This window comes from Pontibacter sp. MBLB2868, from assembly GCF_051904785.1.
GTDB lineage: Bacteria > Bacteroidota > Bacteroidia > Cytophagales > Hymenobacteraceae > Pontibacter.
In genome coordinates this window covers 4,279,777-4,292,346 of record NZ_CP196710.1, presented here as the reverse complement: position 1 = coordinate 4,292,346, position 12,570 = coordinate 4,279,777, and the positions used below count along the sequence as shown (strand labels likewise).

General features: G+C 43.5%; 13 protein-coding genes. 6 read left to right on the top strand and 7 right to left on the bottom strand.

Annotated elements, in window-relative coordinates:
- Positions 1-29: 29 nt before the first annotated feature.
- From ACSX1A_RS18355 to ACSX1A_RS18340, 4 genes are all read right to left on the bottom strand, one after another.
- On the bottom strand, positions 30-224 hold the full coding sequence (locus ACSX1A_RS18355) for a PLDc N-terminal domain-containing protein (protein WP_439881093.1): 195 nt from the start codon (positions 222-224) through the stop codon (positions 30-32).
- A gap of 407 nt (positions 225-631) precedes the next feature.
- Positions 632-1,384, bottom strand: a complete 753-nt coding sequence (locus ACSX1A_RS18350; RefSeq protein ID WP_439881092.1) for a hypothetical protein — start codon at positions 1,382-1,384, stop codon at positions 632-634.
- Positions 1,385-1,636: 252 nt separating this feature from the next.
- Positions 1,637-2,833, bottom strand: coding sequence for a glycine C-acetyltransferase (gene kbl, locus ACSX1A_RS18345; protein ID WP_439881091.1), 1,197 nt, complete (start codon positions 2,831-2,833; stop codon positions 1,637-1,639).
- A 33-nt stretch (positions 2,834-2,866) separates the two neighbouring features.
- Positions 2,867-3,826, bottom strand: coding sequence for a hypothetical protein (locus ACSX1A_RS18340; protein ID WP_439881090.1), 960 nt, complete (start codon positions 3,824-3,826; stop codon positions 2,867-2,869).
- 424 nt (positions 3,827-4,250) lie between these two features.
- Here ACSX1A_RS18340 and ACSX1A_RS18335 point away from each other — a divergent pair, with 424 nt between their 5' ends.
- The 4 genes from ACSX1A_RS18335 to ACSX1A_RS18320 all read left to right on the top strand — a co-directional run bounded on the left by ACSX1A_RS18335 (position 4,251) and on the right by ACSX1A_RS18320 (position 8,114).
- A complete protein-coding gene (locus ACSX1A_RS18335; RefSeq protein WP_439881089.1) occupies positions 4,251-5,231 on the top strand; it encodes an NAD-dependent epimerase/dehydratase family protein in 981 nt (326 codons plus the stop codon).
- Positions 5,232-5,459: 228 nt separating this feature from the next.
- On the top strand, positions 5,460-6,122 hold the full coding sequence (locus ACSX1A_RS18330) for a hypothetical protein (RefSeq protein WP_439881088.1): 663 nt from the start codon (positions 5,460-5,462) through the stop codon (positions 6,120-6,122).
- Between the two features lie 123 nt (positions 6,123-6,245).
- Complete coding sequence (locus ACSX1A_RS18325; RefSeq protein WP_439881087.1) at positions 6,246-6,563, top strand: thioredoxin family protein; 318 nt, start codon at positions 6,246-6,248, stop codon at positions 6,561-6,563.
- Between the two features lie 96 nt (positions 6,564-6,659).
- Entirely contained in the window at positions 6,660-8,114 is a 1,455-nt protein-coding gene (locus ACSX1A_RS18320; RefSeq protein WP_439881086.1) for a DUF4403 family protein, read from the top strand.
- Positions 8,115-8,168: 54 nt separating this feature from the next.
- On the opposite strand, the gene ACSX1A_RS18315 is transcribed toward ACSX1A_RS18320, so the two are convergent.
- On the bottom strand, positions 8,169-8,927 hold the full coding sequence (locus ACSX1A_RS18315) for a hypothetical protein (RefSeq protein ID WP_439881085.1): 759 nt from the start codon (positions 8,925-8,927) through the stop codon (positions 8,169-8,171).
- Between the two features lie 157 nt (positions 8,928-9,084).
- Between ACSX1A_RS18315 and ACSX1A_RS18310 the strand changes: the two genes are divergently transcribed.
- Positions 9,085-10,047, top strand: a complete 963-nt coding sequence (locus tag ACSX1A_RS18310) for a YihY/virulence factor BrkB family protein (protein WP_439881084.1) — start codon at positions 9,085-9,087, stop codon at positions 10,045-10,047.
- A gap of 80 nt (positions 10,048-10,127) precedes the next feature.
- Here ACSX1A_RS18310 and rlmN read toward each other — a convergent pair whose 3' ends face one another.
- Together rlmN and ACSX1A_RS18300 are read right to left on the bottom strand one after the other, a co-directional pair.
- Positions 10,128-11,201 (bottom strand): 23S rRNA (adenine(2503)-C(2))-methyltransferase RlmN, encoded by a 1,074-nt coding sequence (gene rlmN / locus ACSX1A_RS18305; RefSeq protein WP_439881083.1) that lies wholly within the window; start codon positions 11,199-11,201, stop codon positions 10,128-10,130.
- 21 nt (positions 11,202-11,222) lie between these two features.
- Positions 11,223-11,651: a thioesterase family protein gene (locus ACSX1A_RS18300; RefSeq protein WP_439881082.1), complete on the bottom strand. Its 429-nt coding sequence runs from the start codon at positions 11,649-11,651 to the stop codon at positions 11,223-11,225.
- A gap of 147 nt (positions 11,652-11,798) precedes the next feature.
- On the opposite strand from ACSX1A_RS18300, the gene mnmD reads away from it, so the two are divergent.
- Positions 11,799-12,485: a tRNA (5-methylaminomethyl-2-thiouridine)(34)-methyltransferase MnmD gene (gene mnmD / locus ACSX1A_RS18295; protein ID WP_439881081.1), complete on the top strand. Its 687-nt coding sequence runs from the start codon at positions 11,799-11,801 to the stop codon at positions 12,483-12,485.
- Positions 12,486-12,570 lie beyond the last annotated feature (85 nt).

The following is a 12,570-nucleotide window of genomic DNA, read 5'->3' as shown; positions in this document are numbered from 1 at the left end:
CATTCCTTATCTGTATTTCTCCGGTATACTTAACTCCTGTTCCAGTAGAGCCAATAGGCAATGGGGCCGATAACCGGCACTAACCAGAGTATTACCATCCAGTTCAGACGTTTGATCAGGGGATAGTGCGTTTTGAAGATAAGGTGGTATATGCTAAACACAACTAACAGGTAGTTAGCCAGTATCAAGATTATTACAAGAGGATATTTTGCGAACAATGCCATTCCTATTGGTTTTGCTTTAAGTACCTGAAGGTATAGAAAAACAATCTTACAATTTATAAAATTCAAAAGCCACTCCTGTAGCAGGAGTGGCTTTTGAATTTTATAAGCTACGCAAAACATTTTTATTCTAAGATGTTATTACAGGACGCCCTTTATCAGCTTGTTTGTTAAAATTCTATTTCCCCATCAAAATTACGTTTCTATTGCTTGAATAGTAACAATCAGAATAATGCTAACAAGGATAATAAGGCTTAGAAATAACAATTCAATTTTTACTTTATCCTTTTTTTTCTCCTTTACAGCAACTAAGAAACTCCTTATACGCTTGTAAAATGTTATAAACAACAATGGTGCCAACGCAATATAAAACATTAACATAGTATTTAGCAATATAATATGACTATTACTTATCCTGCCGCATGTAAACAAAGTCCAAAGCTTACTACTGCAATAGCAACACCTACAGGCCCAAGCATTCTTTTAGCTACAGCGCCAAAAGCGCTTCTCATGGCTGCCATAGTCCATGCTGATGCTGATGAGCCTCCTAAAGCCCATAGTACATCAGCTCCAATTGCTGCCATTGCACAATTACTATAGTCATCAGCTGTAAGATTATATCGAGCATACACAGTATTCATGAAAATCCCTGAATTATTCTTCACTATTAGATCATTTTTTTCATTTTCCGCTAGTAACATTACAAATGGAATTAAATCCTGTTCCGTCCCACCTTCTTCTGCGATCATCTCCTGGATATCCCTTTCTGTAAACCCTTTAGCATATAAGTATTGTTTTGATTCTAATACTAATGGATTTAAGCTATTAACTATATCCTGAACAGGTACATCTATTCTGTAATCAGAGTTTAATGTAGTAGGTTCATATTGAATAGTTGCATCAGAATAATAAATTATGTCAGAAAGTTCTTGAATTGAACTAGTTTGTTGAAATGTATGATATGTTTCATTGCTTAACTCATTTGGAAAACTCAAATAAATTGGTTCTAAAGAATCATCTACCGTTGATCCATATGACATAGTACTTATTGTTCTATCGCTTTGCTTAGCAACTGATACATCACCTATAGTTAACTTATTTAAATCCAAAGCAGCCATAAATTTATCATTTACTGATTTTGAAGAGCTACTTTCATATTCCATTTTTTCACATGAATTTAGTAAAATAAGCTAGCACCGAACATTAAGTTCAAAACTAGAAGTGCAAATGTTCCTTTTGAGAACTTCTTTAAGTAATGTAAAATCTGAGTAAAAGTTTTCATATTTAATCAATTTATAAGGTTTATAATAATCAATTATAATATATATATATTCCTAATATTTTTGTCCTATTAAAAAAAACAGCCGCTTCCCCAATGGAAGCAGCTGTTACTATACCTCAATAAATGTAAACTTTTACTTTATTACACCTAGCTCTTTGCCAACCTCTGTAAAGGCAGCAATACACTTATCTAAGTGTTCTTTGTCGTGCACCGCTGAGATCTGCACGCGAATACGCGCTTGCCCCTTAGGTACTACCGGATAGTAGAAACCAATTACATAAATTCCTTTTTCAAGCATACGGGCTGCAAACTCTTGTGCTAACGGTGCTTCGTAAAGCATTACAGGCACAATTGGGTGGTCGCCTGGCTTAATATCGAAACCAGCCTCTGTGATTTTCTCACGGAAGTATTTGGTGTTCCATTCCAGCTTATCGCGCAGTTCTGTTGTTGAGCTAAGCAAGTCTAGTACAGCAATAGAGGCACCTACTATAGATGGAGCCAAAGAGTTGGAGAATAAGTATGGGCGAGAACGCTGGCGCAGCATATCAATCACCTCTTTATGGCCAGATGTGAAACCACCCATAGCACCTCCAAGCGCCTTCCCTAATGTACCAGTAATGATGTCGATCTTGCCCATTACATTGCGGTACTCGTGTGTACCACGGCCTGTCTTGCCTAAGAATCCAGAGCTATGGCACTCATCCACCATGATCAAAGCCTTATACTTATCTGCCAGCTCTACAATCTTATCCAGCTGTGCAATAGTACCATCCATCGAGAAAGAACCGTCGGTTACGATGATACGGTGCTTTGTATTAGCATCAACAGCCTCCTGTAACTTGGCCTCAAGGTCTTCCATGTCGTTGTGGTTGTAGCGGAAGCGCTGGGCTTTGCATAATCGCACACCATCAATAATAGAAGCGTGGTTTAGCGCATCAGATATAATGGCAGAATCTGCATCAAATAAAGGCTCAAAAACACCGCCGTTTGCATCAAATGCAGCAGCGTAAAGTATGGTATCCTCTGTTCCTAAAAACTCAGATATCTTACGCTCCAGTTCTTTGTGGATGTCCTGGGTTCCGCAGATAAAGCGCACCGAGCTCATGCCATAGCCATGTGTGTCAATGGCTTCTTTGGCCGCTTCGATAACCCGTGGGTGAGCCGACAGGCCCAGGTAGTTATTGGCGCAGAAGTTTAGTACATGTGGTTGCTGCGTCGTGTCAATGTCTGCTCCCTGGGGAGTAGTTATAATTCGCTCTTGTTTAAATAAACCCGCCTCTTTTATTTCGGCAAGCTGTTTTTCCAGATCCGGTTTTAAAGTCTCGTACATAGTTTCGTGTATCGTTATTCGTTGTTTACATATTTATACTCCTGCCCCTTCGTCGCCGTCTGTTTTAGGGGGCGGACGCCGAATGATCGGACGTGGACGAACGGGTTTAGGCTTTTCCTGCTCATTTGCTGTATCGTGCTGTTCCGGTTTTGTAGCTTCTGTGCTCGTTTCCTCAGTCTTGGGTGCGGCTGCAGCAGGCCTTTTAATAACAGGCCTTGGTCGTGGTGGTTTCGGCTTTGACTCAGACGCAGCACTATTTTCCGGCTCAGAAACAGGGGCTGTGTTTTCGGCTTCTGCTGCTGCTTCCTCTGCTGGCTTTTGCAACGCAACGGGGCGTTTTATGACAGGGCGTGGGCGAACCGGTTTTGCTGTGGCATCTTCAGAAACAGCTGGCTTTACCTGTTCTTGTTCTGCTTCGGGTTTCTGTAGTGCGGCTGGGCGTTTTATCACTGGTCTCGGCCTGGATAACTTTGCCCCTTCCTCTGCCGTGTTTGGAGTACCTAAAGCTGACTCTTCTTCTTTTGCAGCAGGCTTTTGGATAACAGGCCTTTTAATTACCGGCCTTGGTTTCGCTGCTGCTGGCGTGGCCTCTTCAGTAGCTTTATCATTACCCGCTTCTGTAGCAGCAGGTTTTTGAACAGCAGCCGGACGTCTAACTACCGGCCTTGGCTTTGGAGCCGCAGCAGCAGCCTCCTCTGACGTTTCCTGTGGAACACCTGACGTATCAGGGGCTATAGCCGCCGGACGAGGAGCAGCAGCCCTTCTGGCGGCAGGCCGTGGCGCTGCAGTAGCAGGTTCTGGTTTTGGAATATTCTCTTCGGCCAGATGATACCGAAGCCGCACATTATTGAGTTGCATTTTAACAGCTACCAAAAAGCTGTTTGGATGCATTTGTGCGTACATTTCCTGCCAGGCTGCAAAGCGCACAGGGTCACCAGCCTCAAAGGCGACTTTATCTATACGTTTCTTTACCAAGTATTCTTCGTACGTCATAATGTCTTTTCTTTACCTGCCAAGCGACAGCATTTTGAAGAGGTTTAATAAAATACAGCTATCTTGGTTATTCAACAAGGTCAGGCGCTCTACAAAGATAAGAAAAACCTGTTCCTGTTTCATTACTGCCTTAGCAAAGGTGATAGCTGCATTCCCTGATCATATATAACATTATTAAATTATTAAGCTTCGCTTGTACTGTTACAGCATCTGTAAAATGGGTTTACCTTTGCTGCCAGGTAAGTGAAAAAAACTCTGAGTTTAGGTTAGTTAGAATGTAGTAAAATACCTGTCTTTTGGCAGGTATTTTCAATTTCTACGCACAACCCGCTTTTTCTACAGTCACCTCTCTGCCATTCTTACGTGTTATACTTTCACTATTGCACTGAATTCGGTTACTTTGTGCAAAGAATTACAAGTAACTATGGCAAACACAACTGACACCGTATTGGTGATAGGTGCCTGCGGGCAGCTTGGCTCCGAACTAACCCTGGAGCTACGTAATATGTATGGAGGAGCGAATGTAGTGGCGGCGGATATTGCGGCACCAAAACAGGCTGACCTGCGTGACTCTGGCCCTTTCGAGAAGATCGATGTGCTGGATACGAAGGGAATGGGCGAGTTGGCCTCTAAGTATAAATTCAAACAGATCTATCACCTGGCAGCTGTACTTTCTGCCACTGGCGAAAAGAACCCTAAGTTCGCCTGGAAATTAAACATGGACGGGTTGTTCAATGTGCTTGACCTTGCCCTGGAGCAGAAGGTGGAGCGTGTGTACTGGCCTAGTTCTATTGCAGTGTTTGGTCCAAGCACTCCGCGCCAGAATACCCCTCAGCAAACCGTAATGGATCCTAATACAGTGTATGGTATCAGTAAGCAGGCTGGTGAGCGCTGGTGTGAATATTATTTCCAGAAGTATGGCCTGGATGTACGCAGCCTGCGTTACCCTGGCCTCATCGGCTATAAAGCTTTACCTGGCGGTGGCACCACAGATTATGCCGTTGAAATTTATCACAAAGCCCTGGAGGGGGAAACATTTGAATGCTTCCTGAGCGAGAATACGTACCTGCCTATGATGTACATGCCAGATGCCATCAAAGCTACACTTGACCTGGTGCATGCCCCGGCTGAGCAGATAAAAGTACGTGACTCTTATAACCTGAGCGCCATGAGCTTCTCACCGGATGAGATCACAGCTTCTATCCGGAAGCATATCCCTGATTTCGAGATCGTGTACAAGCCGGACTCACGCCAGCAGATAGCTGACTCCTGGCCACAGAGCATTGACGACAGTGCTGCACAACAAGACTGGGGCTGGAAACCTGCCTATAACCTGGATGCCATGACAGCTGACATGCTCCTTAACCTGAAAAAGATGAAGGAAGAGCAGTCGCTGGCGCAGTAGTAGATAAATTAAAGTATAAACAGAAAAGGGTGATACAGTTGTGTCACCCTTTTCTGTTTATACTCCCTGATAACTGCTTAACTCAATAACTCAATACTTGTCCATTCCTGATAACATGCAAAAAACGCATCGCCAGTCCTTTTATTCAACTTTTCTAATACTTATTAATACAATATTCAAGTATGTTAATATATTTGCATATTATATAACAATCTAATCATACAAGAAATGATAAACAAGCTTATTTTAGCTGTGCTGGCATGCTGCGTTACGCTAGTAGCAAGTGCACAGGCTTCGGAGGAAATTTTAAAACCAGTTGCAGGCAACAAGACGCTGGAAGTAGGGCTTAACCTGTATGGCTCTACTTTTGGACAACTAAAACTCCGAAAGTTCTCAACAGAAACACTTGCTTTCCGCTACAGCACAAGTGCTTCCTACAACTACAGCCACCCAACTTCCAACAACTACAATAAGCCAACTCAGGATGCAACTAGTTATTACCTGAGCATCAGCTTTGCTCCCGGTATTGAAAAGCACTTTTCAGGCACAAAAAGACTTTCTCCATACCTTGGCCTTGCCATACCTGTTACGATTAATAAGGGGCATTTTGAAAACGAAGATGTTGAGGTGAAAGGCGCTACCTCAGAGTATGGCAGCAACAGATCCTATGTAGGGGTAGGAGTAGATGGCCTGGCAGGTATTGATCTATATGTTGTAAAGAACTTTTATATTGGTTTTGAAGCAGGTGTTAGGTTAAACTATAATAAATATGGAGAAGTAGAGGTTAATTATAAAGATGATTACAAGAATGATATGACCTTTGAAGATTCTCATAGTATTAACTTCAACAGCTTTACTTCCGGAGGATTGAGAATAGGATTCGTTTTCTAAATCTGTAAGTCTTTCCCACAAAAAATGCCCGCTGGTTCAGCTAAACCAGTGGGCATTTTTTTTAACTAATCAGCCTGAAACTTCGTCTAAGAATGTATCAACTGTAGCAGTGAATACAATTTTATGACCATAACAGAATCTAACGACAACGAGCTAAGGCAATTGATATTTGAAAAGGAAAAGGTAATAGTAAAGTTTGTGGATGAGGCCTGTAACCTGTGTAAAGCACTGGCTCCCTCTTTCTCCAGCTTCTCCGCCAACCCGGCTTACAGCGACATTACCTTTGTGCGTATGAACGCCTCCGAGAATCCTGTTTCCAGCAGAGAAGTTAAAATGACAGGCACACCTTTTTTTGCGAGCTACCGCAACGGCACCCTGGTAGAGTGCGGCATTGTTTCTTCTGAAGAAGGGATTATAGCGATGCTACTCAAGTTAAAGTAGCTCATTTATAGAAATTTACGGCATAACTCTTGCACATTATAGCTGAAATAAAAAAGGTGCTTAACTTGCGCCGCTTTTATAAAATCAGACTATAACGTGAAGAAATCACCACTCCAATTAATTGCCTTTCTGTTGTTTATTATTGCCAGCACCTTTACCATACAAGCCTGCTCCAGCACTGATAAACTGAATACGGCAGCACCCGCCACTTCTGCAACTGGTGTACCTATGTATAAGCCGCAGCTTTCCTCTATTTCAGTGCCTGTTTCTATCTCTATTGCAGCCATGGAAGATAAGCTTAACAAAGAGGTAACCGGTATTTTATACAAAGACTCTAATTTAGAGGATGACAATGTAGCCGTAACTGTTTCAAAGAATGGCAGAATGAGCATCCGTGGCGAGAAAGATAAAATATACTTTAGCGTACCACTACGTATCTATGCCAAAGGCCGCTGGAAATGGGATCCCTGCAAGCTATGCCCAGCCATTGATAAAACAGAGGATACGTCTTTTGACATGATCATCAAGACCGAAAGCAAGATCGGTTTAACAGAAGATTACAAAATAAATACTATAACAAGCGGTGATTTTGAGTGGGGCAATACCAAACCTGTATTGGAGTTAGGCCCCCTTAAAATAGGCCTTGCCCGCTTTGTGGAACCAGCTTTGCGCAGCCAGCTGGCAACCTTGTCCAAGCAGCTGGATAAAGAGCTGCAGAACCACCTTGATATGAAGAAATATGTATCTGAGGCGTGGCAGATGGTGCAGGAGCCTGTAAAGCTGGACGATGCCATGGATGCCTGGTTGTCAGTAGTACCCAAAGAGGTTCGTGTTGCCCCATTACAGGCCAGGAACGGCACCTTAAACACACGCCTTGGCATTACCTCCTATATCAGTGTTACCACCAACGGCAAGCCACAGTTACAGTTAAACAAGAACCTGCCAAAGCTGATCGTAGATAGCCGCATGTCTGATGACATACAGATAGGCATGACAGCCAACATCCCCTATGCGCATGCCAGCAAAATGATACAGGATCAGATTGCCAGGCAAACCTATAAGTTTGACGATGGCAAAAGCCAGATAACGATAAACGATGCAACTGTTACGCCGGGCGGCGATCAGTTGGTGCTTATGCTGGATGTGAACGGCAAAACGAAGGCCGGTATCTTTACTAAAAAGATAGTGGGTAAAGTATACCTTAGAGGTACCCCCTATTATGATGCGGAAACGGCATCCATTAAGGTGAAGGATGTAGATTATGACCTTGACACCAAGGACAAGCTGCTGAGTACCGCCAGCTGGTTAGCTAAGAACAAGTTTAAGGACATGATTCAGCAGCAGGTAAACATTCCGGTAAAAGGCGAAATTGAGAATGCCCGCAAGATGCTGCAGGCCACCCTCGACAAGCAGGGCCGCATTAACGAGTCAGTACTGCTGCGTGGAAGTATAAAAGACATCACGCCGGATAATATTTACCTTACGCCGGAAGGCATAAAAGCTGTTGTAAACGCCAGGGGCAACCTTACGGCTACTATCGACAAGTTGTAGCACACCTATATAAAAGCAAAAGAGGCTGCCAGATACTGGCAGCCTCTTTTGCTTTTAAAGCTTACTAATTGGTTTATGACTATTAAACACTGCATCAGGTACAGTAGCAGGCGCTGCAATATCTTTGATCTTAAAATCACTTTTCGGATTGCTACGGTCACCCGCTAATTTAATCTTCCCGTAATTTTTGTAGTCTTTCCAACGGCGGGTAAAAGTTGGTTCGGCATCCTTGTAATTTCTAAAAAAAGCCCACTGCGTAATCAACCCTTTATCTTTATCGATCCAAAGTTTATACTTATTCTGCGGCGTTAGGCCAACTCCCTCAAACGTCATTTCCAACACATCTGCCTTAGTACCGTCCATGGTTGTTTCCTGACCCAGGTACTTCAGGTTCACCCCGGGGTCCTGTAATTTATAAGGCATCACCAGCCAATACGAATTGTTTATCCAAAGCGAATAAGCCTTGTCTAACAACTTCTGTTTCTCCTCGGGGTTTAACAGTTCCTTTCCATCCACGTATACTTTGCCATTTTTAGTCTGGGTATCAATAATGGCTACCAAACTATCCTGCTCCCAACGAAAACGGTTCTGGTGCTTGTCCCATATCTGATACTGATCATTGAAGGTCCAGGCCAGGTAGCGGGTATCGTTCCAAGCTTTCTCGCCTCCCATGTTTTTCATTACTTTATGGGCCACTTCTGCAGCTTTTTTATCAGTGCTGGCTGGGGTAGTTTTCTGGCTCAGAACAGGGGCTAAAGGAAAAAGTAGAAGCCCAAGCAGCAGGCAAAGGAAGGATTGTTTTTTAAGGAGCATATGCAATGGTCTTTAGGTAGATGGTTTATACGAGATTTCGCTCAGTAGGAAAACCAAAATGCATAAAAAAATCATCGCAGTAATATTCATATTCCCTTAAAAATTAACTTTAAAAAGGTGACGACGTATCAAAAACATCAAAATAAGATACTTGCCTATGGCTGATTATACAATAAAAGAGACACTCCCTTTACTTAAGAACTCAGCGAGTGAATTCATGGAAAACAACTCCCTGCGTTTGGCGGCGGCGCTTGCCTTTAATGCGATCTTTTCCATCCCTCCGCTTCTGATCATTATCATACGAATTGCAGGAGCAGTGTTTGGAGAGAAAGCCGTTTCAGGGCAGCTATCAGAACAGATCTCCAGTGCTGTTGGCCCAAGTGCAGCACAGGAAGTTGAAAACATCATCCAGAATGCTCAGGTTAGTGAATCAGGAGGCATTGCCCTCTGGATCGGTATCGGCACGTTAATCTTTGCCTCTACCACATTTTTTGCAACTCTACAGCAGTCGCTGAATACAGTCTGGAACCTGAAGGTGAAGCCTAGCAGTGGCATAATGCATATGGCGAAACAACGCATCTTCTCTTTCGGCATCGTATTAAGCATTGCCCTACTTATGTTGGTGTCTTTTGTTGTTAGTGCAGCTGTATCAGTTATGAGCGGTTATATTTCTGACATGTTGCCAGGGATTGGCGTTTGGGTAATCAAACTGATAGATTTTGTTGTATCTGTGGGCATAATAACTATCCTTTTTACGCTTATCTTCAAATATTTACCAGATGCCACTATCCGTTGGAAAGACACACTTGTAGGGGCTTTTGTAACGGCTTTGCTGTTTACAATAGGTAAGTTTTTGATCAGCTGGTATATAGGCACCAGCGATCCGGGTTCAGCCTACGGTGCGGCAGGTTCTATCATCGTTATACTTGTCTGGATCTACTACTCCTCGCTTATTGTGTTTTATGGCGCTGAGTTTACCCAGGAATTCGCGCGTAAATTCGGGCAGCGAATTCACCCTAAACCGTACGCAACCTTTGTGGAAGAACGCGAAGTGCATGAAGACCCTTACGACCAAAAAAGCGGAAGACCACCTTCAGAAGGACGTTTTGAAGAGGAATAACCTATAAGAGCGAAAGCCCTGCCAGGTATAAACTGACAGGGCTTCCGCTTTTATAATTGATCTTGTACTATCATTTAAATCTATACCGCCTTCTTCTCTTTTACTGCCAACTGCCCACAGGCGGCATCAATATCTTTACCACGGCTGCGGCGCACGTTTACCTGCAAGCCCCGGTCAGCCAGGTAATAAATAAAGTCCTGGAAACGGTCTTCGTCGGTATTCTGGAAATCAGCGTTCTCAATCGGGTTGTACTCGATCAGGTTTATCTTACAAGGGATTATCCTGGAGAAGCGCAGTAACTCCTCTGCATCCTGCAGGGTATCGTTAAAATTATCGAAAACGATGTATTCGTACGTCACCATGCGGCCCGTTACCTCGTGGTAATGCTTTAAAGCATCGGTGAGGGCCTCCAATGAGTTGGTTTCGTTTATCGGCATGATCTGGTTGCGCTTCTCATCGTTGGCAGCATGCAGCGAGAGTGCCAGGTTAGCCTTCACGCCATCATCGGCCATCTTCTTGATAAGTTTGGCGATACCAGCCGTACTAACCGTGATACGACGCGCAGCCATACCCAGTCCGTCATGAGCCGTGATGCGCTCAATGCTTTTCATTACGTTGGCATAGTTCAGCATCGGCTCTCCCATGCCCATGTAAACAATATTGGTGAGGCCTTCGCCGTATTGCCTGATGCTTTGCTCGTTTATGCGCACTACCTGATCGTAAATTTCAGCTGCGTCCAGATTACGCACCCGATCCATGTAGCCTGTTGCACAAAACTTACAGGTAAGAGAGCATCCCACCTGGCTGGATACACAGGCAGTTTTACGCTCATTGTGCGGGATCAGCACCCCTTCTACAATGTTATTATCGTGCAGTTTAAAAGCAGATTTAATGGTGCCATCGTTGCTGACCTGTTCAGTTGCAACCTGCACCGCATTAATGGCGAAATGCTGCTCCAGCTTCTCGCGCAGGGCAAGGCTCACGTTATTCATCTCCGCAAACGATCTGGCTGAGTGCTTCCAGAGCCACTCGTACACCTGCTTGGCACGGAAAGGTTTCTCCCCCTGCTCTACCAGCCACGCCTTCAGATCATCCAGCGTCAGCTTACGGATGTCCTTTTTATTAATGATATTTATATCTGCAATCAAACTCATACTGCAAAATTACAAAAAACATCAGGCATTAGTTTCAATCTTTTCCTTTACTTCTGCTGGCAGGCTTGTTAGTTTACGTTCTTTGTAATTAAAACATAGCATACCCGTCTTGGCGCGCGCTACTTCTTTGCCATCCTGGTTCGTAATATGATATGTTATATCAAAGCCATACTTATTCAAGTCATTAAAAGCTAGTTTCACATGCAGTATATCGCCATAGAACCCTTCGCCCTTGTACTCTATGGCTACGTCAGCCATGATCATGCTGGCACCAGCCAGATTGAGCTCACTCCACCTGAAATGAGCAAGTAACTGCATACGCGCCTCATGCATGATAGAAAGAAGGGCATCGTTCCCCAGGTGATTTCCGTAATTAAGATCAGTAACCCGTACAGGTATGACTGCCTCAAAATGTACATGCCCGGGTATATCTACTTTAACTCTTGCCATTTTCTTTATTATTGATTGCAGATTGTAGCCCAATATTACAAAACAAGGATTGCAGGTAATAATTAATCATTATTGATTACCAATTAATCATTAATTGTTGCAGCCTGTTCTTTGCTTTGCTTACTTTTGTAAAGTAATACCAAAAAGATGCACCTCGAAATACGACAGACCAAAGACGGATCGAACACCCTTTATGTTCCGGAGCTTAATGAGCATTACCATTCAGTTCATGGGGCACTGCAGGAGTCGCTGCATGTTTTTATCAAACACGGACTGGAAAATGTGCTCCAGAATAAAAAAGACATTAAGATACTGGAAGTAGGATTTGGTACCGGCCTGAATGCTATTCTCACTTACCCTTTTGCATTGGCTAAAAAGGCGTTCATTCAATACGACACCCTGGAGAAGTTCCCGCTGGACAAGAAGGTGATCATGCAACTATGCTTTGACAAAGCCATACTTAATCCGGAGCTGTACGAAGTGTTCCAGCAGATGCATAATGCCCCCTGGAATGAGCCGGTAGATATTATTCCTTATTTCACACTTCAGAAGATACACGAAACCCTGGAGGAATTCTGCTCACCCGCTGCTTACTACGACATTGTGTATTTTGATGCCTTTGCTCCGGAAAAACAGCCTGAACTATGGTCTGATGAAATGTTTGCAAAGCTATACAAAGCTACCCGCCCCGGTGGAATGCTGGTGACGTATTGCGCCAAAGGCTCGTTTAAGCGCAGCCTGAAAGCAGCAGGATTTGAAGTAGAGGCACTACCCGGCCCTCCGGGCAAGCGTGAAATGACAAGGGGTGTAAAGCCTGTTGAAGATTCACAATAAATATAACTATCCCCTTGTTGCACTTGCATTTATATACTTATTTAGATAACGAACTTTAACTTTCTGAATAATGTATTATTTTGCA